The organism is Haloferax sp. Atlit-109R, assembly GCF_003665865.1.
In the GTDB taxonomy this organism is placed as follows: Archaea; Halobacteriota; Halobacteria; order Halobacteriales; family Haloferacaceae; genus Haloferax; species Haloferax volcanii.
In genome coordinates this window covers 74632-100431 of the sequence record NZ_QPLO01000001.1, presented here as the reverse complement: position 1 = coordinate 100431, position 25800 = coordinate 74632, and the positions used below count along the sequence as shown (strand labels likewise).

The following is a 25800-nucleotide window of genomic DNA, read 5'->3' as shown; positions in this document are numbered from 1 at the left end:
GGTCGGTTTCGAATCGAACTGAGAGCGAACCGAGGCGGCTCAGTTACCCTTCTCGACGGGCGCGCCGACGAGGTTGCCCCACTCGGTCCACGAGCCGTCGTAGTTGGTGACGTTCTCGTAGCCGAGGAGTTCGTGAAGGGCGAACCACGCGATGGACGAGCGCTCGCCGATGCGGCAGTAGGCGATGGTGGACTCGTCGCCTTCGATGCCCTGGTCCGCGTAGAGGTCGCGGAGTTCGTCGGCGGACTTGAAGGTGCCGTCGTCGTTGACGGTCGCGGCCCACGAGATGTTGCTCGCGCCGGGGATGTGGCCGCCGCGCTGGGCGGTCTCCTGCAGTCCCGGGGGCGCGAGAATCTCGCCGGAGAACTCTTCGGGCGAGCGAACGTCGACGAGAGGAAGGCCCTTGTCGACCGCCTTCTCGACGTCGTCGCGGTACGCGCGGATGTCCTCGAAGGGACCCTTGGCGGTGTAGTCTTGCTCCGGGAAGGACGGGACTTCGTCGGTCGTCGGATAGTCGTTGTCGACCCAGAAGTCGCGGCCGCCGTTCATGAGGTGAACGTCCTCGTGGCCGTAGTACTTGAACTGCCAGTAAGTGTAGGCGGCGAACCAGTTGGAGTTGTCGCCGTAGAGGACGACCGTGGAGTCCTCGGAGATACCGTGCGAACCGAGGAGGTCCTCGAAGTCCTCCTTGGTCAGCACGTCGCGGGTCGTCTGGTCCTGCAGTTGGGACTCCCAGTTGAACCCGATGGCACCGGGGGCGTGACTCTCGTCGTACGCCTCGGTGTCCACGTCCACTTCGACGAGTCGGTACGCCGCGTCGTCGCTCTGGAACTCGTCGAGGTGGCTCTCCACCCAGTCCGCGGAGACGAGTACGTCCTTCGCGTAATCGGAGTTTGACATCGCGTTTCCCCGTACAACAGGAAGGCCCATAACTCTCACAGCGACGGCATGTACGGCCTGACCTCGGGTGATGCGGCAATATTATCCTGAGTATGCCCCGAGAGACGACGAAAGGGATTCAGAGAACGGCCGTCTCGGACGGTATCAGGCCGGTATCCAACGGAACCAGCAACAACATCCGCTACCCCGGACACGGGGCGAGGGGTGCGAAGAAGGTCGGACCTAAATCCGCGGCCCGGAAACGTGGGGGCATGGTAGACGTGGTCTCTCCGACGTGGCTCGCGGACCGACTCGACGACGTGCGCGTGGTGGACGTGCGCGACGGCTGGGAGTTCGACGGCATCGGACACCTCCCCGGTGCGGTGTCGATACCGTTCGACAGTTTCCGAAGCGCCGACGGCGACGTGGGGATGCTTCCCGGCCGCGACGCGTGGACCGACCTCCTGTCGGGCGCGGGCGTCGCGGCCGACGACGACGTGGTCGCCTACGACGACACCCACGGCGTCTTCGCGGCCCGATTTCTCGTGACCGCGCTCCTCTACGGCCACGACCCCGAGCGACTCCACCTCCTCGACGGCGACTTCAGCGCGTGGAACCGCGAGCGCGAGACGACGACGGAGGCGGGCGAGGTCGCGGGAACGGTCTACGAGATAACCGAGCCGGCCGAGACGCCGCTCGTGGATTTCGAGGCCGTCGAGGCCGCGCTCGACGACCCCGAGACCGTCATCGTGGACACCCGCGACCCCGCGGAGTACGACGAGGGCCACCTCCCCGGCGCGGTCAACCTCGACTGGCGCGAGCTCGTCGACGACGAGACGCGCGGGCTGAAACCGCGGAACGAACTCGACTCGATTCTGGACGCCGCGGGCGTCACCCCGGACCGGCGGGTCGTCCTCTACTGCAACACCGCCCGGCGCATCAGCCACACCTACGTCGTGCTCTCGCACCTCGGCTACGACGACGTGGCGTTCTACGAGGGCAGCCTCACCGAGTGGGAGGAGCGCGACGGCGCGGTCGTCGAGGGCTGACGAGCGAGGTTACGGCTGACTCGGGTCGACCGAGTCGTCCGCGGACTCGTCGCGCTCGTCGCCGTCACCGCCCACGTCGTCGACGCGTAACTCCGCGCCGAGCAGGTCCACCGACTCCGCGAGGAGCGCGACGACGAGCGGGCCGGCGATGATGCCGACCGGGCCGAGGCTGAGCAGGCCGCCGACGAAGCCGACGAAGTAGAGGCTCCCCGGCAGGTCGGCGGTCTCCTTGGCGAGTCGGGGACGAATCAGGATGTCCGGGAGCCACGCGACCGCGAACCCGCCGACAGCGACGACGAGCGCGGCGGCGACGAAGTCGCCGACGGCGGCGTGGTAGGCGGCCATCGCCGCGAGCAGGACGCTCGGGCCGACGATGGGGATGAACTGGAGGACGGCCGCGACTGTCGCGAGCGTGACGACGTAGTCGTAGCCGAGCGCCCAGAAGACGACGAGACCGATGGCGAACGTGCCGACGGCGGTCGCCGCCTGCAAGACGTAGATGGCGAACAGCGTCTCGCGAGCCCGCTCGTTGAGCGCCGTCGCCGCGTCCCGGTAGTCGGCCGGGACCAGCGCGAGGAGCGTCCGCCCGACCGCGTCGCCGCTGAGGAGCAGCGCGAACACGAGGAAACCGAACAGCGTGAGTTTGATGAGGACCACGGGGGCGGCGGTGGCGGCGGTGCGGCCGACCGACCGGAGCAACCCGAGACCGACCGCGACCACGTCGTCCAGCGTCACCGTCTCGACCATCCCGAGGAACTCGATAGTCACCACGTCGGGGAGGAGCGCCGCGAGTTCGAGGATGTCGCTCAGGCGGAGAAAGAGGATGACGACGAGCGGCGCGAGCACGACGCCGACGCCGACCGCCGCGACGACGGTGGCGGCGAGGCTGGCGACCCACCGGGAGGCCCCGCGCGCTTCGAGGCGTCGCCTGAGCGGGACGAGCAGGTAGGCGACGGTGATGGCGAAAAACACCGTCGCCAGCACGTCTACGAGCAGGACCGCCGCGAGGAGCGCAAAGAGGGCGAACACGCCGCCGAGGACGTACGGGCGAGAAGCAGTCATCGCCCGTGATACTCTCGCTGACGGTAAAGCCGTTCTCCCGGGACAACCCTCGAAACCGACTGATTCGGCCGTTTACCCGGCCCCGCGAACATCACGCCCGTTAAGTACCACAGAGTACAACAACCGAGTAATGAGACGACGTAGCTTCCTCAGGGCCGCCGGGGCGGGAGGCGTCTCCGCGCTCCTCGCCGGCTGTACCGGGACCGGCGGCGAGCAGACGACGACCGAGGCCTCGGGCGACGCGACCGAGACGACAGCGACGACCGAGGGGACGACCGCGGGCGGCGAGTCGCGGACGCTCACCGTCGGCACCTACGGCTCGTTCGTCGACGCGCCGAGTTCGAGCCCCGGCCCGTGGCTGAAAGAGACGTTCGAGTCGGAGTTCGACGCGACGCTGGAGTGGCAGACGCCCGACTCGGGCGTGAACTACTACATCGAGCGCGGCCTCCGGGGCGTCGAGTCCGGCGCGGACCTCTACGTCGGCCTCGACGCGCAGATGCTCGTCCGCATCGACCGGGAGCTCGACGAGGCGCTGTTTTCGCCCGCCGAGGGGCTGTCCCGCATCGACGACGTAAAGGAGGGGCTGAACTTCGACCCGCAGGGCCGAGCGGTCCCCTACGACACGGGCTACATCTCGCTCGTCTACGACGAGACCTACGGCGACGGCGACTTCGTCGCCCCCGAGACGTTCGACGGCCTGCTGGACTCCGAGTACGCGGGCGCGCTCCTCGCGCAGAACCCCACGTCGTCGGCGACGGGGCAGGCGTTCCTGCTCCACACCATCGACGCCAAGGGCGAAGACGGCTACCTCGACTACTGGGCGAGCCTGAAGGAAAACGACGTGCGCGTCCTCGGCAACTGGGAGGACTCCTACAACGCCTACTCGAACGGGGAGGCCCCGATGGTCGTCTCGTACTCGACCGACCAGGTGTTCGCCGCCGAGTCCGGCGAGGACATGGCGAGACACCAGATTCGCTTCCTGAACGACCAGGCGTACGCCAACCCCGAGGGGATGGCCCCCTTCGCGGACGCGTCGAACCCCGACCTCGCGGTCGAGTTCATGGACTTCATGCTCCGGCCCGAGGTGCAGGCCGAAATCGCCGTCCGCAACGTCCAGTTCCCGGCGACGACCACCGCCGAACTCCCCGAGGACTTCGCGCAGTACGCCCAAGAGCCGCCGGAAGCCGTCACGTTCTCGTACGACCGGCTTCAGAACAACCTGAGTGACTGGACCGACGCGTGGGCCCGCGAGTTCGCCAGTAAGTGAGGTGAGCCGGTGAGCCGCGCCTCGGCCTCGGTTCGCCGGGTCGCCCGCGCCCTCGAACAGCGGCTGCTCACCCTCGTCGCGGCGCTCACCGCCGTCGTCCTTCTGGTCCTGTTTTACTACCCCGTCGCCACCGTCTTCGCGGACGCCGTCCTCGCCGACGGCCGGCTCACCGTCGAGCCCATCGCGGCGGTGCTGACGAGCGAGTTCTACCTCGTCGACATCATCTGGTTCACGGCGAAACAGGCGTTCTACTCGACGCTCGCCAGCCTCGCGCTCGGCCTCCCCGCCGCGTGGCTGTTCGCCCGCTTCGAGTTCCGCGGCCGCGAGACGCTCCGCTCGCTCACCATCCTCCCGTTCGTCATGCCCTCCATCATGGTCGCCATCGGCTTCGTGGCGACGTTCGGCCGCAACGGGACGCTGAACCGCGCGCTCTCCGCCGTCGGCCTCCCGCCGGTCGAACTGCTGTTCACGCTCGAAGCCATCATCGTCGCCCACGCGTTCTACAACGCCCCGCTCGTCGCCCGCGTCGTCACCGCGGCGTGGGAGAGCGTGGACGCCCGAACCGTCGAGACCGCCCGCTCGCTCGGCGCGAACCCGCGGCGGGCCTTCCGCGACGTGGTCCTCCCCCAACTCCTGCCGTCTATCGGCGTCGGCGCGACCCTGACGTTCATCTTCACCTTCGCGTCGTTCCCCATCGTCCTCGCGCTCGGCGGCTTCCAACTGGCGACCATCGAGGTGTTCGTCTACTCGCGGGTGCGGGACCTCGCGTACGCCGAGGCCGCCAGCCTCGCGGTCGTCGAGACGGCCGTTTCGATTACGCTGACCGCAGTCTACCTCCGGTACGAGGCCAGCCAGCGCTCGGCCGGCGGCGCGGCGAACCCGCTTCCCCGTCGGTCCGTCCTTCCCGCCGACTGGACGCCGAAATCGACGCTCCGGACGGTCGGCATCGCCGGTTACGCCCTCGTCGTCGGGCTGGTGTTCGTCGTCCCCGTCGCCAGCATGGTGCTGGCGAGCGTCACCGGCGGCGACGGCGGCCTCACCCTCGCCAACTACGCCTTCCTCGCCGAGCGGCAGGCGACCGGCGCGAGCTTTCAGGTCAAGCCCCTGCCGGCCATCCTGAACTCGCTGGGCTTCGCCGCGGGGACGCTCGTCGTGGCCGTCCCGATGGGCGTGACGATGGCCGTCCTCACGACCCGCCGGTACCGCGGGCGCGGCCTCATCGACGTGCTCTCGATGGCTCCGTTCGCCGTCTCGGGCATCGTCGTCGGCCTCGGCCTGCTCCGCGGGCTGGTGTTCGGCGTCGACGTGTTGGGCACGCGAATCCGCGTCACCGGCGCGCTCGCCATCGTCGCGGCCCACGCCGTCGGCGCGTACCCCTTCGTCACCCGGAACGTCGCGCCGCTTTTCGCCCGGCTCGACGGCCGGCTCGTGGAGTCCGCGCGCTCGCTCGGCGCGACCAGAACCCGCGCGCTCGTGGACATCGAACTGCCGCTCGTCTGGACCGGCGTCGTCGCGGGCGCGGCGTTCGCCGTCGCCATCAGCATCGGCGAGTTCGACTCGACCATCATCCTCGCGGAGGGCGCGGGAAGCTACACGATGCCCGTCGCCGTCGAGCGATTCCTCGGCCGACGGCTCGGCCCCGCGACGGCGATGGGCTGTCTCCTGCTTCTCGTCACGTCCGCCAGCTTCCTCGTCGTCGACCGCTTCGGCGGCCGGTGGGGCGAGCTATGAGGGAGCGCGGAGGGCGAAACGAGAGCGGGCCGCAGCGAGCCAAACTCGGAGAGTCGCGGGAAGTGAGAATTATGCCCGTCCGCCGGCGAGGGGAGCACGTGACTTCGGAGGCGAACCCGTGAGACTCGAACTCGACGCGGTGTCCAAACGCTACGAGTCGGCGACGGCGCTCGATTCCGTCTCGCTGTCGGTCGACGACGGCGAGTTCTTCACGCTCGTCGGCCCCTCCGGCTGCGGGAAGACGACCACGCTCCGCTGTATCGCCGGCTTCGAGTCCCCGACCGAGGGGACCGTCCGCTTCGACGGCGAGTCGATGGTCGGCGTCGCGCCCGAGTCGCGGGGCGTCGGCGTCGTGTTCCAGAACTACGCGCTGTTCCCGCACCTCAGCGTCGGCGAGAACGTCGCCTACGGCCTCCGCTTTACCGACCCGCCGGGCGGCGGCTCCCGCGACGACCGCGTCGCGGAACTGCTTGACCTCGTCGACCTCGCGGGGTTCGAAGACCGCGACCCCGACTCGCTATCTGGCGGCCAACAACAGCGTGTCGCGCTCGCCCGCGCCCTCGCACCCGGCCCGGACCTGCTGCTCCTCGACGAGCCGATGTCGGCGCTGGACGCCCGACTCAGGGACCGTCTCCGCCGGCAGGTAAAGCGCATCCAGTCGGACCTCGGCGTGACGACCGTCTACGTCACCCACGACCAGTCGGAGGCGCTGGCGGTCTCGGACCGGGTGGCCGTCCTCAACGGCGGCCGCGTCGAGCAGGTCGGCCGCCCCCGCGAACTCTACCGCCGACCGCGGACGCGGTTCGTCGCAGAGTTCCTCGGCGAGAACAACGTCCTCGACGGGGTCGTCGAGTCTCGACCGGAAACGGGGGGGATTCGCGTCGGCGTCGGCGACGCGGTGTTCACGCTGGCCGAGGGGCGGCGGGTGCTCGGGGAGGCGGGGTCGAGAGCGGGAGCCGGCGACGAACTCACCTTCTGCGTCCGCCCCGAACAACTCCGGGCCGGCGCGGGGACGAACAAAATTCGGGGGACCGTCGTCGACACCGAGTTTCAGGGGGCGACGACGCGGGTCAGACTCGACTGGGGCGGGACGGAACTCGTCGTGGCGGTCGAAGACGGCGGCGAACAGTCGGACGCGGGGTTCGAGGTCGGGACGACGCTGGAAGTCGGATTCGCCCCGGCGTCGGCTCACGTCGTCGAATAGGTCGAGACGGTCGGTTTTCCGCCGTCTCAGGGCGCGACGCCGACAGTCAGGAGCGTGCCGAACGTCCGGTAGCGCTCGACCATCGCCTCGCGGGTCTCCCAGTCGTCGGTCGGGAACTCGGTCGCCGCCGGGATGTCGATGTCGAGGTCGGCGATGGAGTCCTGTTCCGCGACGTGGAGGCCGGCGTCGCGGAACGCCTCGCGGTACTCCGCGTGGGACCAGCGGGTCATGTCGATGGAGATGAGCTCCTGCCACTCGTGGGAGTGGACGTTCTCCTCGTAATAATTGACCGCGCAGTAGAACGTGCCGCCCGGCTTGAGGATACGAGCGATTTCTTCGAGGGTGTGGTGCGGGTCGGCGGCGTAGTAGAACGCCTCCATCGACCAGACGTGGTCGACGCTGTCGTCGTCGAACGGGAGGTCGTCGAAGTCGCCGACGAGAAATGAGAGGTCGTCGGTGTCGGTGTACGCGCGGGCGTTCTGGACCATCTCGGGCGAGCCGTCGAGGCCGAACCCGCGGCCGATACCCTTCGTGTCGCGGAGCGCGCGGAGGGCGTAGCCGCTTCCGGTCCCGAGGTCGACGACGGTGTCGCCTTCCTCGACGGGCATCCGTGCGAGCGCGTGCTTCGCGGTGTGCCAGTGTCGGTCCTCCATGCCCTTGTCGCGGCCGTCGGCCGCCCAGGCGTCGAACTCGTCGCGGACGCTCATATCGGAGCCTCGCGCGCCGGGGTGAAAATGCGTTCGGACCGGACCGCACAGACGGGCGAGTCCGACGACGACCCGGTCGCGCCCCCCGTCGCGCCTTTTAATTGCCGCCGTCACGACGACGGGGTATGGTCGGAGTCCGCCGTCGGTTCGCGCTCGCCGACACCGCCCAGCAGGTCGTCGGCGGCTTCCTCCTCGCGGGGCCGTTCGTCGTCACCGAGGAGGTGTGGGTGCTCGCGCGGAGCATGTCGTTTGCGCAGGCGCTTCTCACGCTCATCATCGTGCTCGCGGTCGGCTACGGCGCGCTCTACAAGGCCGACGACCGCGACCCCGACAGAGAGCGCGAGGTCGGCGGGATTCCCGTCCGATTCATCTCGCTCATCTCCGTCTCGTATCTCTCCGTGTTCATCCTCGCGCTCGCGTTCGACGCGCCGGGGACGTTCCTCTCGGACGTGTCGGGAGAGGTTCTCGTCTCCGTGCTCGGATACGAACTCGACCTCGCGGTGCTCCGCATCACGCTCAAGGCGACGAGCGTCGGCGCGGTGTTCAGCGTCATCGGCGCGGCCACGGCCGACTCGCTGTTCTGACCTCGCCCGGAGGCGTGAACATACGTTACGATTCCGGGACGACGCCGCCCGAGCGGCATGAAGGATTAAGTCGGCAGGGTAACTGCTTGGGGTATGGATTACGAGCTCGCCATCGAAGACGCGCCCGAAACGATTCCGGGCGGCACAGGTATCTTGCTCCTTCATCCGAGCATCGGCGAGACCGACCGTATCGACACCGACTTCTTCAAGGTCGACACCGACCGCTTCCTCGTCATCTCGACGCGGACGACCGCGCGCGAGGTCGAACAGAAGCTGGAACACTACGAGGTCGACGAGTCCAGCGCCACCATCCTCGACACGCTGTCTATCGAGCGCGGCTACTCCCGGCGCAGTTCGGACAACATCCACTACGTCGCGGCCCCCGACGACCTCGACGCCATCGTCGAGAAGACCCGGCAGTTCCTCGAACGCCACGACGGGAAGCTCCGGCTCAGCGTCGATTCGGTCACGGAGATGGCCTACTACGCCGACGAGGACCGCGCCTTCGAGGCGACGAAACAGATTCTCGAACTGCTCGACGAGTTCGACGCGGTGGGGCTGTTCCACCTCTCGAAGGAGGTCCACGACCAGGAGACGCTCGACCGCTTCCGCGAACTGTTCGACGGCGTCGTCGACCTCAACGAGGACGGCACCGTCACGACCGAGTTCTGAGGCGAAACGCGACGCGACCGCCTACGCCGAGTCGGCGGCGTCGTCCGCGGTCGGGTCGGCGTCGTCGCTCGATTCCGCGTCGGCGCCATCGTCGTCCGCCGCGAGCTGCTCGAACGTCTTTTCGGCCCACTTGACCGCGTAGCTCGGGCCGTGGTCGCGGTACGCCGCGGTGTCCAGCGCCGAAAACGGCGCGGGGAGGTCGCGGCCGTGTTTGACGGCCGAACACGCGAACTCGGTCGCCTCGGCGAACGAGAGTCTGCCGAGCGCGACGAACCGCGGGAGATTTTCGAGGCGGTCGTCGAGGCGGCCGCCGGCGTCGACCCACGCCTCGTGGAGGCGGTCGTGGTCGCCCTCCCACGACGCGAACGCCTCGCGGGTGTGGAGGCCGACCCAGCCCTCGTAGAGGGCGGCGGCGACCTGATACGTCTCGCTCGGGCCGAGCGGCGTCGCCGCCGCGAGGTCGGCGTACTGCTCACCGAAGAAGGGGAGGAAGTGTTCGGGAATCTCGTCGTTCCCGGCCTGCACGAACGCCTCGGCGATGAGGAAATCCAGAAAGTCGTCCGGCGTCCCCTTCGCGCGGTACTTCACCAGCACGACCGGCGGGTCGGTCTGTCGGGACCACGACACGGTGCCGTCGCCGGGCATCCCGATGGTGAAATCCGACGACGCGTAGCGCCGAAGCTGTTGGGGCGCGTCGTCCGGTAGCCACTCGGCGGGGTACGCCGCCGGGGAGAGCGAGTCGACCACCAACCCGAGGTTTTCGGCGGCCTCGGGGGGAATGGTGTCGAAGTCGCCGGCCACGTCCAACACGAGCGCGCCGGGGGCGAAGTCGTCGCGGACCGATTCGAGGTCCGACGGCAGGCTGCGCGTCTCGAACATCCGTTCAGGCGATGCTCATCCCGACGAACACGACGGCCAGCAGGGCCGACACGCCGACGGTACCGAGCACGATTTTCGTCGCTTGGCTCATAGTGGCACGATTAGGGGCCCGCCGCTTAACTGTTACACTCTATCGTCGGTCGAATCTCCAGTCGAAACGGAGGGGTTCGGGGACGCGGCCCACGGTCGGCGGTCACACGGGCCGGTCAGGTCGAAGAAGCGAGAGAAGCCGGTGGCGTCGTCGGCGTCGCGGTCAGGGGACGAGCTGTTCGCCGTCGTCGTCGAGGATGCGGATGGCCTCGACGGGGCAGACGCGGGCGGCGAACTTCGCGTCGAACTCGGCGTCCTCGGGAATCTCGCGGACGAAGACGCCGTCGTCGGTCTCCTCGGCGTCGACGAGGTCGGCCTTACCGTCGTCGACGTTCTTCTCGAAGCCCTCCCACTCGTCGACACACTGGAACATGCCGATGCAGGTGTCGCGGTCGTACTCGACTTTCATGCGCCACCGTACCGCCGGGCCGTACAAAGCCCTGCCGACGCGGGACCGGTGCGCCCGCTACCGAACCGACCCGATGGCTTAAACCGGGGGACGGTCCAAGGGGGATGCAATGCGAACTGCGGATCTGACGGGCCTGCCGACGGGGGTTCCCGAGGCCCTCCGCGACGAGGGCATCGAGGAGTTGTACCCGCCGCAGGCCGAGGCCGTCGAAGCCGGCCTGACGGACGGCGAGAGCCTCGTGGCCGCCGTCCCGACCGCGAGCGGGAAGACGCTCATCGCCGAACTGGCGATGCTGTCGAGCGTCGCGCGCGGCGGGAAGGCGCTGTACATCGTCCCGCTCCGGGCGCTCGCCTCCGAGAAGAAAGCCGAGTTCGAGCGCTGGGAGGAGTACGGCATCGACGTGGGCGTCTCGACCGGCAACTACGAGTCCGACGGCGAGTGGCTCTCCTCGCGCGACATCATCGTCGCCACGAGCGAGAAGGTCGACTCGCTCGTCCGGAACAACGCGGCGTGGATGGACCAACTCACCTGCGTCGTCGCCGACGAAGTCCACCTCGTCGACGACCGCCACCGCGGGCCGACGCTGGAGGTCACGCTGGCGAAGCTCCGCCGACTCAACACGAACCTGCAAGTCGTCGCACTCTCGGCGACCGTCGGCAACGCGGGCGTCGTCTCCGACTGGCTCGACGCGGAGCTCGTCAAGTCCGACTGGCGACCCATCGACCTCAAGATGGGCGTCCACTACGGCAACGCCGTCTCCTTCGCCGACGGGAGCCAACGCGAGGTGCCGGTCGGCCGCGGGGAACGACAGACGCCCGCGCTCGTCGCCGACGCGCTGGAGGGCGACGGCGAGGGCGACCAAGGCTCCTCGCTCGTCTTCGTGAACTCGCGGCGCAACGCGGAGTCCGCGGCCCGCCGCATGGCCGACGTGACGGAGCGGTACGTCACCGGCGACGAGCGCAGCGACCTCGCGGAGCTCGCCGCCGAGATACGCGACGTGTCCGACACCGAGACCTCCGACGACCTCGCCAACGCGGTCGCCAAAGGCGCGGCGTTCCACCACGCGGGACTCGCCGCGGAACACCGAACGCTCGTGGAAGACGCCTTCCGCGACAGACTCATCAAATGCATCTGCGCGACGCCGACGCTCGCCGCCGGCGTCAACACCCCGAGCCGCCGCGTCGTCGTCCGCGACTGGCAGCGCTACGACGGCGACTACGGCGGCATGAAACCGCTGGACGTGCTCGAAGTCCACCAGATGATGGGTCGCGCCGGCCGCCCCGGCCTCGACCCCTACGGCGAGGCGGTGCTGTTGGCGAAGGACGCGGACGCCCGGGACGAACTGTTCGAGCGGTACATCTGGGCCGACGCGGAGGACGTGCGGTCGAAGCTCGCGGCCGAACCCGCGCTTCGGACGCACCTGCTCGCCACGGTCGCCTCCGGCTTCGCCCACACCCGCGAGGGGCTGCTCGAATTCCTCGACCAGACGCTGTATGCGACCCAGACCGACGACCCCGAGCGACTCGGACAGGTGACGGACCGCGTGCTCGACTACCTCGAAGTGAACGGGTTCGTCGAGTTCGACGGCGAGACCATACGGGCGACGCCCGTCGGCCACACCGTCTCGCGACTCTACCTCGACCCGATGAGCGCCGCCGAAATCATCGACGGCCTCGAATGGGCCGCGGACCACCGAACCGAAAAGCTCCGGGCGCTCGCGGGCGAGACGCCGGAGAAGCCGACGCGAGACCGAAGCGAATCCGACGAATCCGGCGGCTTCCAGCGGGCAAGCGAGATGGTCGCTGACGACGGCGACGGTGGAGGCGGCGAAGACGGGGTGGGCGCGAACGGCGACGGCGACAGCGACGACGCCGACGGGGTCGAGACGGACCGGACGTATCCGACGCCGCTCGGCCTCTATCACCTCGTCTGCCGGACGCCCGATATGTATCAGCTCTACCTGAAGTCCGGCGACCGCGAGACCTACACGGAACTGTGCTACGAGCGCGAACCGGAGTTCCTCGGGCGCGTTCCCTCGGAGTACGAGGACGTGGCGTTCGAAGACTGGCTGTCGGCGCTGAAGACCGCGAAACTCCTCGAAGACTGGGTCGGCGAGGTGGACGAAGACCGCATCACCGAGCGCTACGGCGTCGGCCCCGGCGACATCCGCGGGAAGGTCGAGACCGCCGAGTGGCTCCTCGGCGCGGCCGAGCGACTCGCCACCGAACTCGACCTCGATTCGGTGTACGCGGTCCGCGAGGCGAAAAAGCGCGTCGAGTACGGCGTCCGCGAGGAACTGCTCGACCTCGCCGGCGTCCGCGGCGTCGGCCGGAAGCGCGCCCGCCGGCTGTTCGAGGCCGGCGTCGAAACTCGGGCCGACCTCCGCGAGGCCGACAAATCGCGCGTCCTCGCCGCCCTCCGGGGTCGCAGGAAGACCGCGGAGAACATCCTCGAAGCCGCGGGGAGAAAGGACCCGTCGATGGACGAGGTGGACGAAGACGACGCGCCGGACGACGCCGTCCCCGACGACGCCGGCTTCGAGACGGCCAAAGAGCGCGCCGACCAGCAGGCCAGTCTGGGTGATTTCGAATGAGGCTCCTCGAAGCCGAAGCGACCGTCTCGGACCTCGATTCGTTCATCGCGGCCGTCGGCGACGTGGCCGACGAGACGGGCGCGACGGTGCAGGCGTTCGACGCCCGGTACGTCGTGGACCGCGCGCACCTCAAACGAGCGGTCGAGCTCGCCGACAGGGCCATCGCCCGCGGCAACGAAATCGCCCGCGATCGCGCCGTCGAAATCCTCCTCTACGCCAGCGGCCGCCGGCAGATTAACCGCGCGTTCGAAATCGGCGTCTCGGAAGGGACGCTCCCCGTCGTGGTTCTCGTCGACGGCGGCGACGAGGCCGCCGCCGAGGCCGCGCTGTTCGACCGCCTCGACCTCGAACCCGCAGAGACCCTCGGTGATTACGACGAGAGCCTCGTCCGCGACGTGTTCGACGTGGGCGAGACGGAGTTGCACGTCGTCGACGGCGACCTCCCCGCGCTGGTCAGAGAGCGAGTGGCGCTCCTCGCGGTCGACCGCTAAGCGGGTTTCGCGGCCCGTATCGGCCGTATCCGGTGGTCCCGCGAATCCGTACTCAAAAACTCCACTCGAAACAAACCCCTTGGGTTTTCGAATCCCACCCCTTCGTTTCAACTGGAGAGCAGGGGACAGCGTAGCCTCGAAGCGCGTGAGAATCGGAGAAATAGTCCCACCAGGATTCGAACCTGGGTCGTTGCCCCCAGAAGGCAACAGGATTGGCCACTACCCCATGGGACTTCGCATCAGTTCGTACTTCGCGGGTATTTGTAAACGTTGCGTGTCGATTCCGCCGTGGGATTTCGTCGCACGGCGACGGACAGACGTGCATAAACCGCCAACTATTTCCCCCTATTCTATCCACTGTCGTGTATGTACGTCGGACGTTTCGTCGTCGTTGGTCCCGGAATCGGTGCGTATCGCGTCTCCTCTCGGTCCTTCCCGAACCGACGGGTCGTCGACCGGGACGACGCCTTGACCGTCGGGCCGACGCCCGACGCCCCCGAGACCGACAACCCCTACATCGCCTACAACTGCGTCCGCGAGGGCGGCGACTACGTCGTCGTCGGCAACGGCTCGCAGGTCGACCCCGTCGCGGAGAAACTCGACCTCGGCTACCCGCCGCGCGACGCGCTCGCGGAGATTCTGCTCGCGCTCGACTACGAGAAAGACGACTACGACACGCCCCGCATCGCTGGCGTCGTCGGCGACGACGAGGCCTACATCGGCATCGTCCGCAAGGACGCCCTCGTCGTCGAAGCCGTCACCGAACCGACGCTCGTGGCGACCTACGAGGAAGACGACCCGCGCGCGTTCGACCTCGACGCCGAGACCGCCGCCGACGCGGCCCGCGAACTGTACGACCACGAGTTCGAACACGCCGTCTGCGCCGCCGCCGCGACCGTCGGCGACGCCGTCGAGACCGCCTTCTACAACGGCGAATAACGCCGCCGCGGCCCGAGACTTTTCAGCCGCGACGCCGTACACCGAGCCATGCGTCTGGGCGTCATCTCGGACGTGCACGGGAACCTCCCGGCACTCGAAGCGGTGCTCGAATCGATGCCCTCGGTCGACCGACTGGTCTGCGCCGGCGACGTGGTCGGCTACAACCCGTGGCCCGAGGAGTGCGTGTCCGAACTCGCAGAACGGGACGTGCCGACCGTCTCGGGGAACCACGACCGCGCGGTCACGTCGGGGACCGGCTTCCGCTTCAACAGCATGGCGGCCGCGGGCGTCGACTACGCCCGCGACGCGCTGTCGCCGGCGTCGATGGACTGGCTCTCGGCGCTTCCGAAGACCCGGACGCTCGCCGACGGCCGAGTCAAACTCGCCCACGGCCACCCGAACCACCCCGACCGCTACACCTATCCCGACGACTTCTCGCCGTCGCTCCTCGACGACGAGGACCTGCTGGTGTTGGGCCACACCCACGTGCAGGGCCACCGAATCTACGACGACGGAATCGTGCTGAACCCCGGTAGCGTCGGCCAGCCCCGCGACGGCGACCCGCGGGCGGCCTACGCGGTCGTCGACCTCGACGCGATGGAAATCGAGGCGGAACGCGTCAACTACGACATCGACCGCGTCGCGGAGCGCGTGCGCGAGGCCGGCCTGCCGGAGCGACTGGCGAGTCGGCTGTACGAGGGAAAATAGGGGAACGCGAGTAGCCGTCCTGAGGCCGTCAGTTCGACACCGGTTCGAGCCGCGCCGAGAAATGCCGAAGCTCCTTCATCGGCGGCTCCGCGACGATTTCGAGGCCGCCGTATTCGCCGGCCGAGGCCATCACCTTCGCGGCCGTCTCGGCGACGTGTTCGAGGTGTTCGCGGCTGTATGTGCGCCGCGGGAGCGCGAGGCGCACGAGGTCCGGCCGGTCGGTTCCGGGGAACGCGAAGCCGCCGAGTTCGACGCCGCGAACGCCGCCTTCGAGGTAGAGCGCGCAGACGAGTTCCTGTCCGGGGAACTCCTCTTTCGGGATGTGCGGGAATACCTCGCCGGCGTCGAGGTAGACCGCGTGGCCACCCGTCGGCTGATAGACGGGGACGCCGGCCTCGACCAGCAGGTCGCCCAGTTCGGCCACCTGCTCGACGCGGTCGGTCACGTACGGCGGCGTGACGGCCTCGCGGAGGCCGACGGCCATCGCCTCGATGTCGCGGCCCGAGAGGCCGCCGTAGGTGGGAAAGCCCTCGAAGAGGATGGCGCGCTGTTTCGCGTGTTCGAACACCGTCTCGTCGCGCATCGCGGCGAAGCCGCCGATGTTGACGAGGGCGTCCTTCTTCCCGGACATCGTGATGGCGTCTGCGTGTTCGAACTGCGCGCGGGCGATTTCGGCGACCGAGTGGTTCTCGTAGCCCGCCTCGTGGGTCTTGATGAAGTGGGCGTTCTCCGCGAACCGACAGGCGTCGATGACGAACATGGCGTCGATGTCGCGGGCGAACTCGGCGGTGGCGCGGATGTTCGCCATCGAGACCGGCTGGCCGGCGACGGAGTTGTTCGTGATGGTGAGGGCGACGACGGGAATCGCGTCGGCCCCGACCTCCTCGACGAGCGCGTAGCCCGCGTCGATGTCGAAGTTTCCCTTGAACGTCTCCGTCGAGTTGGGGTCGCGAGCGGCGGGCGACGGGCAGTCGACCGGCTCCGCGCCCTGATTGACGACGTGGGCGCGGGTCGTGTCGAAATGGGAGTTGTTCGGCACCACGTCGCCGCCCTCCAAGAGGACGCCGTAGAGGACGTTCTCAGCGCCGCGGCCCTGATGGGTCGGCACGACGTGCTCGAATCCCATCACGTCGCGGACCGACTCCGCGAGTCGGGCGAACGACTCGCTGCCGGCGTAGGCCTCGTCGCCGCGAATCATCGCGGCCCACTGCTCTGCGGACATCGTTCCCGTCCCCGAGTCGGTCAGGAGGTCGATGTACACGTCGCGAGCGTCGAGGTTGAACGCGTTGTAGCCGGCGCGTTCGAGGGCGGCCTCGCGCTCCTCGCGCGAGGGGAGTTCGATGGGCTCGACCATCTTCGCCTTGTACGATTTCATGCCCGCAATAGGCCCGCGAATGTGAAGTAATCGGCAGGCGGAAAATCGAGGGGCGACGCCCGGTTTTCGGCGCTCGTGGACTGGTGTGTGCATCGGTGTCGCCGGCTGTTCCGTTCTCGCCACGAGCCGACTTCAGCGACCGCCGACGACCACCGGTCGAGGGATGTCACTTTCGAGGACGCGAGCGCGCGAGAAACAGCTTCGAGAGCAGCGACGAGAACCGGCTCAGAACTCGTCTTGGATGATGCCGAGCGTCTCCTCGCGGTCGTCCCACGCCACGAAGATGGCGACGGAGGTCGCGGAGGTGATGGCGTCGTGGATGTTGATGCCGGCCTCGGACAGCGGCTCGACGATGTCGAGGATGACGCCGGGGCGGTTCGGGAGTTCGCCGCCGGTGACGCGGACGACGGCGATGTCGTCTTCGACGGTGACCGACGACAGCGCGTCGTCGGCGACGACGCGGTCGTGGAGGACGGCCTCGGCCCGGTCGGAGTCGTCTTCGAGGACGTAGAACGTGATGGAGTCCATCCCGGAGGCGACCGAGTCGACGTTGATGTCCTCCTCTCGGAGGGCGGTCGAGAGGTCCGCGAGGATGCCCGGTCGGTTGCGAATCGCCCGCCCGGCGACGGTGAGACACGCGAGGGGCTCTTCCTGCATGTCGATGAGGTTGTGGAACTCGCCTTCGATGAGCGTCCCGCCGGTGAGCAGGTCGCCGTGCTGGTAGTGGACGACGCGAACGTCCAGCGCCGCGTCCTTGTACGAGAGCGCCGACGGCGCGACGACCTCGGCCCCGCGGAACGAGAGGTTCCGAAGCTCGTCGACGGTGATGCGGCCGACGTTGCGCGCGCCTTCGACAACGCGCGGGTCGCCGGTCATGACGCCCTCCACGTCGGTCACGATGACGACCTCGTCGGCGTCCATGTAGTTGCCGAGCATCACGGCGGAGGTGTCGGAGCCGCCGCGGCCGAGCGTCGTGATTTCGCCGTCGTGGTTCTGCGCGAGGAAGCCGGTGATGACCGGGACGACGCCGTCGAGTTCGGCGGCGAGCTTCGCGGCCCGCTCTCGGGTCGCCTCGACGTCGACCTCGCCGAGGTCGTTCGTGATGACCGGCCACTCGTCGGTGCCGGGTTCGACGAACAGGGCGTTGACGCCGCGGGCGGCCAGCGCCGCCTTGAGCATGCGCACGCTGGTCCGCTCGCCCATCGAGACGATTTCGGCGCGGTCGCGGTCGTCGGCCTCGAACTTGATTTCGTCGAGGAGGTCGTCGGTCGTCGAGCCCATCGCGGAGGCGACGACGGCGATTTCGTGACCGTGTTCGACGGCCGCGGCGATGGAGTCGGCGGCGCGGTTGATTCGGTCGCCGCTACCGAGCGAGGTGCCGCCGAACTTCGCGACTACGCGCATCGTTCCTCCGGTGCGTCGCGTCGCTTCGGGGCTTCGTTGGTAAACATGCGAGGGGCTAACGCGGGGGGACGTATAACTATGTCCTCCGATTCAACCGTTGCCGTCACCCGCGAATCCGGCGCTGAGACGGCCCGTACCGACGCCTCGCGGGCGGAGATTTATCACCGAAGCCGCGGAACGTTCGGGCATGGATGTCAGAGACGCCGTTGACACCGACGCCGAGGCGCTCGCCGCCGTCGCCGACGCGCCGATACGGGCGATGCGTCGGCTGATACGCGACCGGACGGTCCGCCTCGCCACCGCCGAGACGAGTTCGGACCCCCACGCCGACGCGCCGGCCGACGACGAACCGGTGCTCGGCTTCGTCGGCTTCGACGTCCGCGACGGCGTCCTCCACGTCACCCGCCTCGGCGGCACCGAGGCGGCGGTGCGGCGACTGCTCGAAGAGCCGCTGCGCTTCGCCAGCGCCGAAGACCTGCCGGTCGAGGTGCTCGTCCTCGAATCCGAGGCCCCGCTGTGCGAGGCGGTCGAGCACGTCGGCTTCGACCGCGTCGGCCACGGCCCGCGGTTCGAAGGGTCCCCGACGCTCCGGTACGTCCTCGACGAGACGGGATAGTCGAGCCTCGCGGCCGGCGAGAACCGACGGAGGGAATACATACCTCCCGCTCGTCAGGTGGTCCATGACCGAACGACGCGAGAGACGGCCGCCGGAAGTGAGACGGCCGTGACGGCGGTCGAAGAGCTGTTCGTCTCGCTCGCCGGCTCGAACCCGGTGATGCAGGGCCTCCTCGGCGGCATCGTCATCGCCGGGATGAACATGCTCGGCGCGCTCCTCATTCTCGTCTGGCGCGACCCCTCGAAGCGCTCGCTCGACACGCTCCTCGGCTTCGCCGCCGGCGTCATGCTCGCCGCGAGTTTCACGAGCCTCATCCTCCCCGGCATCGAGGCGGCGGGCGGGAGTCCGATTCCCGTCCTCGTCGGCTTCGTCATCGGCGTCGTCGTCCTCGACCAAGCCGACCTGTGGATTCCGCACGTCCACATTCTCGTGACCGGCAAGACCCGAGCGGACGCCCCGGAGACGGACAAAAAGATGGCCTCTGTCGTCCTGTTTATCGTCGCCATCACCATCCACAACATGCCCGAGGGCCTCGCCGTCGGGGTCGGGTTCGGCTCCGGCGACCTCGGGACCGCCGTCCCGCTGATGCTCGCCATCGGCATCCAGAACATCCCCGAGGGGCTGGCCGTCTCCATCGCCGCCGTCAACGCCGGGCTTCGGAACACGACCTACGCGACGTTCGCGGGCATCCGCGCCGGCCTCGTGGAGATTCCGCTCGCCGTCTTCGGCGCGTGGGCTATCCAGTACGCCGCGGCGCTGCTCCCCTACGCGATGGGCTTCGCCGCCGGCGCGATGCTGTTCGTCATCTCCGACGAAATCGTCCCCGAGACGCACTCGAACGGCCACGAGCGCGTGGCGACGTTCGGGACGATGGTCGGCGTCGTCGTGATGCTCTACCTCGACGTGACGCTCGGGTAGTCGAATCGAGTTAGCGCGTCCGAATACGGCGACCGTCGAGGAACTGTGTAACGGGAGTTCGAGTGGAAGCGAAGGGGTTCGGTGGGCAGTTCGCAGGCGGAGAAGCCGCCGTCGAGCGCGCGTCAGTCGTCCGCGAGCGGCGGCTCGGACGGGACCTCGTGGTCCGAGAGCCCGGCGGTCGGCGCGAGGTACTTCGCCGGGTCGAACGCGTCGAGGTCGTCGCCGGCGGCCACGCGCGCCGGCCAGTCCGGGTTGGCGAGCGCGCTCGTGCCCAGCGTGAACAGGTCCGCGCCGGCGTCGACGGCGGCCCGCGCCGCGTCCGGGCCGCCGAGCCCGCCGTTGGCGATGACGACCGTGTCGTCGGTGACGTACTCGGCGGCGGCCTCAGCGAGTGTCGGACCGTCCGCGCCGAAGGTCGGAGTCGTCGCGTCGGTCTCGGTCGTGTGGACGTAGTCGGCTCCGGCCGCAGACAGCTCCTCGAAGAAGACCGCGGCCGCGTCCTCGCCCTCGGGCCACTCGTAGTCGCCGTCGGTCACTTTCTCCTGCGAGACGCGGATGCCGACGACGAACTCCTCGGGAACCGCGTCGGTGACCGCCGAAAGCACCTCGGCGGGGAATTTCACGCGGGACTCGGGACCGCCGCCGTACTCGTCGTCGCGTCGGTTCGCGTCCGCCGCGAGGAACTCGTTGAGCAGGTAGCCGTTCGCGCCGTGGAGTTCCACGCCGTCGAAGCCGGCTTCGACCGCGTTCGTCGCCGCCCGCACGAACCCCTCGCGGGCGGTTTCGAGGTCGGTCTCGTCGGCCGCCTTCGGGACCGCGAACTCGCCGCTGCCGCCGTAGGCCTCGGCCTTCTGGCCGTCGGGCTGGACCGCGGAGGGCGCGAGCGTCCGGTCGCCGTCGAGGTGGGGGTTGCCCTGCGACTGCGCCCCGGCGTGCATCAACTGGGCGAAAATCGGCGTGTCGACCTCGTGGACGGCGTCCGTGACGTTCGTCCACGCCTCGACGTGGTCGTCGGTGACGAGTCCCGGCTGGTTCAGGTAGCCCTGACTGTACGCGTCGTCCGTGTAGACGCCCTCGGTGACGAGAAAGCCGAAGCCGCCGTCGGCGAACTTCCGGTAGTAGTGGGCCATCTCGTTGGTCGCCAGTCCTTCGTCGGTGGCGCTGATGCGCGTCATCGGTGCCAGCCCGACTCGGTTGGAAAGCGACAGGTCGTTCAGGCTCGTCGCGTCGAACAGCGCGTCGTCGGTCATCACCGATTCTGTGGGCGTCGCGGATAAAAAGCGACGGTGGAATGGTCCCGGTCGCCGCACATCCGGCGTGCTATCAGGGAGCATACTGGTAGGAGAGCGGTCGCTGAGTCGAACGGTCGTCAGTAGTGAAACGGTCGCGCCTCAGGAGAACTTCCGGACCGTCATGTTCAGCGTGTCGAGGTCGACGATGGGCGCGTAGCCGGCGTCGGGGTCGATGTTGACCGATTTCTGGAAGTCGGTCTGGGCCTGCCAGCAGCCGGAGTTGACCGCGAGGACGTTGTGGTACTTGCCCCAGCCGAGCTTGTGGACGTGGCCGGTGTGGAAGATGTCGGGCACGTCCTCCATGACGAGGTAGTCGAGTTCCTCGGGCGCGAGGCGGGTGTGGCCCCCGAACTGCGGCGCGACGTGACGCTTTTTCAAAAGCTGGTACATCGCCTTGTGCGGCTCGTCGTAGCTCGCCTTGTCCGCCGGCAGCTCGGCGATAACCTCGTCGAGCGAGACACCGTGGTACATGAGCACGTTGACGCCTTCGAGCGTGACCATCGACGGGTTGCTCGTGATGCGGGCGTCGTGAGCCGACATGATGTCGCGGAGTTGGTCGTCGAAGCCGGGTTGGGGCTCCGCGAGTCGGACCGCGTCGTGGTTGCCCGGAATCATCACGATTTCGAGGTCGCCGGGCACCGATTTGAGGTGCTCGGAGAACGCCTCGTACTGCTCGTAGATGTCGATGACGTCGAGTTCTTCGTCCTGATTCGGGTAGACGCCGACGCCTTCGACCATGTCGCCGGCGATGAGGAGATACTCGATGCGCGCTGCCTCCTCGGTGTGGAGCCAGTCGGCAAAGCGGTTCCACGCGTCGGCCATGAACTCCTGACTGCCGACGTGCACGTCGGAGATGAGCGCCGCCTGCACGTCCCTGTCGGCGGTGTTGGGGCGGTGGCTCCGCGGCACGTCGGGGAAGTGCATCGAGTCGACGAAGAGGATGCCCGCGTCGCCCGACAGCGTCCCCTGGACCGCGATGCACTCGTCCATGAGGAGTTCGTCGACGTAGCCCGCGATGTCCTTGTCCTTCATCACGAGACAGGGGAACGTCCCCGTCGTGTCCTCGAGGTCGATAATCCAGTGGCCGCTCTTGGTGGAGCGCACGTCGTCGACGAGGCCGATGAGTTCGGCGTCCTCGCCGCCGGACATGTTCGAGATGGCCTTCGCGGGGCGGTGGTTGACGCGCCCGCGGAGCAGCTTCGAGAGCTTCTCGTAGCGGTCGCGGAACACCTTCACGAAGTCGTCGTACTCGCCGGTCCCCGTCGACTGGCCGGTCATGTCGTTGGCGATTTCGAGGGACCGAAGCGCCGGGTCGACGTTCCGACCGCCCGGTGTCCCCTGCGCTTCGGCTGGAGCAGACTGGTCGGTGTGGGCCGCGTTGTCGTGCGATGTTGCAGCGGAAACGGAGGGGTCTGATGCGGCGGAGGCGGACACGTCGGCGTCCGCGGCGTTCGCAGCGTCCGCAGCGGCCGGGGGCGTCGGTTCGGTTCCCGACGGGTCCGCGGCGGGGGCGGACGCGAGCACCTCGCGGACGTGGTCGGCGGTGATGCGAAGCGCGTCGTCCGGGGCGGCTTCGACGACGCGGGCGAGGGTTCGGCCGGGGTCGTCGGAGCCGGCGATGAGGGTCACGGCCTCGCGTTCGGCGTTGTAGCCGCGACCGACGAGCGTCCGGACGATGCGCGCCGGCGTCTCCAGTGGCACACCCGGAGTGCGCGACACGCGGCAAAAAGGATGCCGAAACCCAGAACGTTGAAACCCAGTCCGGGTAAACTGGGAGTGATGAGTGACGACGATGGCCGCCCGCCCTCCCCCGACTCGCGGCGCGGTCCAACCTCCGACGAAGGCGTGCTAACTCGGCTTCGGACGGCAGAGGAGGGGCCGCTTCTGTTCGTCCGCGAACTCCTGACGAGCGCGCTCGCCGTGTTGGCCGTCGGGTTGCTCCTGTTCGCGCTGAGCGGCGTGTGGCCGCCGATGGTCGCCGTCGAAAGCGGGAGCATGGAACCGCACATGCACAAAGGCGACCTCGTGTTCATCACGGGACCGGAGCGATACGCCCCCGACTCGGCGGTCGAGGGGACCGCCGTCGTCACGGCCGAGACGGGCGCGGAGGTCGACTACCGGAAGTTCGGCGGCCCCGGGAGCGTCATCGTCTACGACGACCCCGGGTCGGCAGGTCCCCCGATTATCCACCGGGCGATGTTCTGGGTCGACGACGGAGAGAACTGGTACGACCGGGCGAACCCCGAGTACATGTCGGCCGACAACTGCCGAGAACTCGCCAACTGCCCCGCCGAGTACAGCGGCTTCATCACGAAAGGCGACAACAACCCCCGGTACGACCAAGTAAGCGGTATCGCCGACCCGGTCCGCCCCGAGTGGGTCCAAGGCGTCGCGCGAATCCGTATCCCGCTTCTCGGGTGGGTTCGGCTGACGCTCGCCAACTCGATGGCGACGACGACGCCGGTCGCGCCCGCCCCTGTCGAGTTCGTCGACGTGCCGACGATGGAAACGGCGGTTCCCGACGCGTCGACGGCAAACGCGGCGGGAGGCGACGCGCCGGGAAGCGACGCGACGGCGACGACGGCACCGCTTCGGGTCGAAGCGGGGAACACACCGATGCGGACCGCCGCGCTCGCGGCGTGACGCGAGTGCACTAAAAGCGTCGGACTTCGGGACTTCGTTCTTCAGTTTCAGTTGTCGAACCGCGCCTGCACGAACGGCTGTGCGCTCTCGATGTCGCCGAGTCGGGAGTCCGTCAGCAGGACGGCCTCGGTCTCGTCGATGGGGACGGACAGGCTGATTTCCTTGGTCCGGCCGTAGCGGCCCTTCGAGACGACGACGGCGTTGACGATGCCGAGCATGTCGAGTTCCGAAATGAGGTCGGTGACGCGGCGCTGGGTCAGCACGTCGGCGTCGATCTCCTCGCAGAGGCGCTTGTAGATGTTGAACACCTCGCCGGTGTTGATGTTGCGGACGCCGTTTTTCTCCAGGAGGATGATGGCGAAGAGGACGATTTTCGACTGCGTGGGCAGGGTGCGGACGACCTCGACCACCCGGTCGAGTTCGATTTTGTCCTGCGCCTGCCGGACGTGGGCCTCCTCGACGGTGTCGGCCTGCCCGCGCTCCGCGAGTTCGCCGGCCGTGCGGAGCAAGTCGAGCGCGCGCCGGGCGTCGCCGTGTTCCTGCGCGGCGAACGCGGCGCACAGCGGAATCACGTCGTCGGTGAGCGCGCCGGGCTTGAACGCCACGTCGGCGCGGTGCTGGAGGATGTCGCGGAGTTGGTTCGCGTCGTACGGCGGGAAGACGATTTCCTCCTCGCCGAGGCTCGACTTGACCCGGGGGTCGAGGAAGTCGGTGAACTTCAGGTCGTTCGAGATACCCATAATGGAGATGCGGGAGTTATCGAGTTCGGAGTTCATCCGCGAGAGGTTGTACAGCGTGTCGTCGCCCGACTTCTCGACCAGTTTGTCGATTTCGTCGAGCATGATGACGACCACCCGCTCTTTGTAGTCGACGGCGTCGAAAAACGTCGTGTAGACGCGGTCGGTCGGCCACCCGGTCATCGGCACCGTCTCCATCTCGTCGGCGTCGTCGTCGAGTTCCGCCGCGCGCTCGTCGATTTCGGCGATGGAGTCGTACGGCGTCTCTTCGAGGGCGTTGGGGTCTTCGGTCGCCCGCGTGCGCATCTCGTCGAGGCGCTCCTGTTCGGCCTCGATGCGCTCGACGTTCTTCTCGATGAACTTGTTCGCGAGCTGGGCGAGCACGCGGTACTGCGTGTCCGTCACCTCGCAGTTGATGTACTCGACCTCGCAGGGCACGTCGTACTTCTGGGAGGTGGATTCGAGCTCCTGGCTGACGAACTTCGCGCTCGCGGTCTTACCGGTCCCCGTCTTCCCGTAGATGAGGATGTTCGACGGCGTCTCTCCGCGCAGGGCGGAGACGAGAATCGTCGCCATCTGGTTTATCTGGTCGGTCCGGTGCGGGAGTTCGTGTGGCGTGTACGACGGGCGGAGGACTTCCTTGTTCTCGAAAATCGGCTCGCCGGCGAGAAGGTCGTCGAACAGCCCCTTCGACCCCTCGTCGTCGTTGAGAACGACTTTGTCGAGGCCGACGTCGGGGTCTTTGTGCTGGTCGAGATCCTCGTCGGACGCGTCGGGCGCGTCGGCGTCGGGACCGATGCTCGCCTGAATGTCGATGTCTTCGGGCGACACGTCGTCCTCGACGGCGGAACTGTCGGCGGAACCGTCACCGCCGGACGCGTCGTTACTGGGTGTGTCGTCGGTGTCGGTGCCAGCATCGGCGTCGGCGTCCGCGCCGCCGTCGTCCGGCGTGCTGTTCCCGGCTTCCCCTCGTGCGCCGCCTCGCGGATTCTCTTCCTCGTCCATCGTGAATACCCCTTTGTTTCAAGTGGAATAGTCGCCCGCGGCGGCGTATAGGGTGCGTGAAGCCGGTGATAGTCGGCATTTACGCATCACGCCGAAGAAGGCGATTCCAGATGATGCAAAGGAACCAAACGAACAGTCGGTACAAAAATCTTACTTCTCCGACCCGTCCGCCGCCGTTCGACCGGAACTCGGCCGGGCGGGACCGTTTCAACACGAGAACCCGCGCGTATCAGTTTCGCTCCCCCGGCGATGTCGTCAGTACCGGCGGTCGCTGGGAGACGAACCAGATGGCGAACGGGCGAATCGAGCCGCGTCGGAAAGTCGGCTCGGCTCGAGTCGAGTCGAAACAGGTCGAGTCGAAACAGGTCGAGTCGAAACAGGTCGAGTCGGCCGAGTGGTGGGTAACGAGTTGCGCCGGCAACTGCGCGGCAGCGTGACTGAACGATGGTGGGTAGCCGGATGGGTGTCGGAGACCGAGTACCGACAGTAACTGAGCGGTGGCGGTGACTGACCAACGGGCGTCGTTGGAGTGGAACTCGACGTGCG

Annotated in this window: 23 protein-coding genes and 1 tRNA gene; 13 read left to right on the top strand and 11 right to left on the bottom strand. The window is 68.1% G+C overall.

The genetic code is table 11. The features are described from left to right. Window positions 1-39: 39 nt before the first annotated feature. Entirely contained in the window at window positions 40-900 is an 861-nt protein-coding gene (locus tag DVK03_RS00485; protein ID WP_115801972.1) for a sulfurtransferase, read from the bottom strand. Between the two features lie 251 nt (window positions 901-1151). Between DVK03_RS00485 and DVK03_RS00480 the strand changes: the two genes are divergently transcribed. Further along, a complete protein-coding gene (locus DVK03_RS00480; protein ID WP_115801971.1) occupies window positions 1152-1928 on the top strand; it encodes a sulfurtransferase in 777 nt (258 codons plus the stop codon). A 9-nt stretch (window positions 1929-1937) separates the two neighbouring features. On the opposite strand, the gene DVK03_RS00475 is transcribed toward DVK03_RS00480, so the two are convergent. Beyond that, window positions 1938-2990 (bottom strand): AI-2E family transporter, encoded by a 1053-nt coding sequence (locus tag DVK03_RS00475; RefSeq protein WP_115801970.1) that lies wholly within the window; start codon window positions 2988-2990, stop codon window positions 1938-1940. A gap of 130 nt (window positions 2991-3120) precedes the next feature. Here DVK03_RS00475 and DVK03_RS00470 point away from each other — a divergent pair, with 130 nt between their 5' ends. From DVK03_RS00470 to DVK03_RS00460, 3 genes are all read left to right on the top strand, one after another. Beyond that, on the top strand, window positions 3121-4257 hold the full coding sequence (locus tag DVK03_RS00470) for a thiamine ABC transporter substrate binding subunit (protein ID WP_004065867.1): 1137 nt from the start codon (window positions 3121-3123) through the stop codon (window positions 4255-4257). Between the two features lie 9 nt (window positions 4258-4266). Continuing rightward, the gene (locus DVK03_RS00465) at window positions 4267-5988 is read left to right on the top strand and encodes an iron ABC transporter permease (protein WP_115801969.1); all 1722 of its coding nucleotides are present in this window, start codon (window positions 4267-4269) and stop codon (window positions 5986-5988) included. Between the two features lie 118 nt (window positions 5989-6106). Continuing rightward, on the top strand, window positions 6107-7192 hold the full coding sequence (locus DVK03_RS00460) for an ABC transporter ATP-binding protein (protein ID WP_115801968.1): 1086 nt from the start codon (window positions 6107-6109) through the stop codon (window positions 7190-7192). Window positions 7193-7218: 26 nt separating this feature from the next. Here the strand turns inward: DVK03_RS00460 and DVK03_RS00455 are convergent, their stop codons facing one another. After that, window positions 7219-7899 carry a class I SAM-dependent methyltransferase gene (locus DVK03_RS00455; RefSeq protein ID WP_008605397.1) on the bottom strand — a complete coding sequence of 227 codons (681 nt, stop codon included), beginning with the start codon at window positions 7897-7899 and terminating at the stop codon, window positions 7219-7221. 125 nt (window positions 7900-8024) lie between these two features. Here DVK03_RS00455 and DVK03_RS00450 point away from each other — a divergent pair, with 125 nt between their 5' ends. Next, a complete protein-coding gene (locus tag DVK03_RS00450) occupies window positions 8025-8483 on the top strand; it encodes a DUF2391 family protein (RefSeq protein ID WP_004044988.1) in 459 nt (152 codons plus the stop codon). Between the two features lie 93 nt (window positions 8484-8576). Continuing rightward, a complete protein-coding gene (locus tag DVK03_RS00445) occupies window positions 8577-9155 on the top strand; it encodes a hypothetical protein (protein ID WP_115801967.1) in 579 nt (192 codons plus the stop codon). A gap of 21 nt (window positions 9156-9176) precedes the next feature. On the opposite strand, the gene DVK03_RS00440 is transcribed toward DVK03_RS00445, so the two are convergent. Together DVK03_RS00440 and DVK03_RS00435 are read right to left on the bottom strand one after the other, a co-directional pair. Continuing rightward, on the bottom strand, window positions 9177-10034 hold the full coding sequence (locus DVK03_RS00440; protein ID WP_115801966.1) for a hypothetical protein: 858 nt from the start codon (window positions 10032-10034) through the stop codon (window positions 9177-9179). 253 nt (window positions 10035-10287) lie between these two features. After that, window positions 10288-10533: a ferredoxin gene (locus DVK03_RS00435; protein ID WP_004065879.1), complete on the bottom strand. Its 246-nt coding sequence runs from the start codon at window positions 10531-10533 to the stop codon at window positions 10288-10290. 109 nt (window positions 10534-10642) lie between these two features. On the opposite strand from DVK03_RS00435, the gene DVK03_RS00430 reads away from it, so the two are divergent. After that, window positions 10643-13126, top strand: coding sequence for an ATP-dependent DNA helicase (locus DVK03_RS00430; protein ID WP_115801965.1), 2484 nt, complete (start codon window positions 10643-10645; stop codon window positions 13124-13126). After that, window positions 13123-13617 carry a KEOPS complex subunit Cgi121 gene (gene cgi121, locus DVK03_RS00425; protein WP_115801964.1) on the top strand — a complete coding sequence of 165 codons (495 nt, stop codon included), beginning with the start codon at window positions 13123-13125 and terminating at the stop codon, window positions 13615-13617. The genes DVK03_RS00430 and cgi121 overlap by 4 nt, the downstream gene beginning before the upstream one ends. 161 nt (window positions 13618-13778) lie before the next feature. Here cgi121 and DVK03_RS00420 read toward each other — a convergent pair. Then, window positions 13779-13851, bottom strand: a tRNA-Gln gene (locus DVK03_RS00420). Window positions 13852-13983: 132 nt separating this feature from the next. Between DVK03_RS00420 and DVK03_RS00415 the strand changes: the two genes are divergently transcribed. Continuing rightward, window positions 13984-14556: an IMP cyclohydrolase gene (locus tag DVK03_RS00415; protein WP_115801963.1), complete on the top strand. Its 573-nt coding sequence runs from the start codon at window positions 13984-13986 to the stop codon at window positions 14554-14556. Between the two features lie 48 nt (window positions 14557-14604). Beyond that, window positions 14605-15264, top strand: coding sequence for a metallophosphoesterase (locus DVK03_RS00410; RefSeq protein WP_004065886.1), 660 nt, complete (start codon window positions 14605-14607; stop codon window positions 15262-15264). A 28-nt stretch (window positions 15265-15292) separates the two neighbouring features. Here DVK03_RS00410 and DVK03_RS00405 read toward each other — a convergent pair whose 3' ends face one another. Beyond that, window positions 15293-16639 carry a tryptophanase gene (locus DVK03_RS00405; protein WP_115801962.1) on the bottom strand — a complete coding sequence of 449 codons (1347 nt, stop codon included), beginning with the start codon at window positions 16637-16639 and terminating at the stop codon, window positions 15293-15295. A gap of 225 nt (window positions 16640-16864) precedes the next feature. After that, window positions 16865-18043 carry an aspartate kinase gene (locus DVK03_RS00400; protein ID WP_115801961.1) on the bottom strand — a complete coding sequence of 393 codons (1179 nt, stop codon included), beginning with the start codon at window positions 18041-18043 and terminating at the stop codon, window positions 16865-16867. Between the two features lie 187 nt (window positions 18044-18230). Between DVK03_RS00400 and DVK03_RS00395 the strand changes: the two genes are divergently transcribed. Together DVK03_RS00395 and DVK03_RS00390 are read left to right on the top strand one after the other, a co-directional pair. After that, window positions 18231-18659 (top strand): hypothetical protein, encoded by a 429-nt coding sequence (locus DVK03_RS00395; RefSeq protein WP_004044961.1) that lies wholly within the window; start codon window positions 18231-18233, stop codon window positions 18657-18659. A 108-nt stretch (window positions 18660-18767) separates the two neighbouring features. Further along, window positions 18768-19577, top strand: coding sequence for a ZIP family metal transporter (locus DVK03_RS00390; RefSeq protein WP_013035623.1), 810 nt, complete (start codon window positions 18768-18770; stop codon window positions 19575-19577). A 122-nt stretch (window positions 19578-19699) separates the two neighbouring features. Here the strand turns inward: DVK03_RS00390 and DVK03_RS00385 are convergent, their stop codons facing one another. Both DVK03_RS00385 and DVK03_RS00380 read right to left on the bottom strand, forming a co-directional pair. Further along, complete coding sequence (locus DVK03_RS00385; protein WP_115801960.1) at window positions 19700-20827, bottom strand: NADH:flavin oxidoreductase; 1128 nt, start codon at window positions 20825-20827, stop codon at window positions 19700-19702. 141 nt (window positions 20828-20968) lie between these two features. Further along, window positions 20969-22570, bottom strand: a complete 1602-nt coding sequence (locus DVK03_RS00380; protein ID WP_115801959.1) for a DNA-directed DNA polymerase II small subunit — start codon at window positions 22568-22570, stop codon at window positions 20969-20971. A 144-nt stretch (window positions 22571-22714) separates the two neighbouring features. Between DVK03_RS00380 and DVK03_RS00375 the strand changes: the two genes are divergently transcribed. Beyond that, window positions 22715-23512 carry a S26 family signal peptidase gene (locus DVK03_RS00375; RefSeq protein WP_115802705.1) on the top strand — a complete coding sequence of 266 codons (798 nt, stop codon included), beginning with the start codon at window positions 22715-22717 and terminating at the stop codon, window positions 23510-23512. 47 nt (window positions 23513-23559) lie between these two features. Here DVK03_RS00375 and DVK03_RS00370 read toward each other — a convergent pair whose 3' ends face one another. Beyond that, complete coding sequence (locus tag DVK03_RS00370; RefSeq protein WP_004044954.1) at window positions 23560-25254, bottom strand: Cdc6/Cdc18 family protein; 1695 nt, start codon at window positions 25252-25254, stop codon at window positions 23560-23562. Window positions 25255-25800 lie beyond the last annotated feature (546 nt).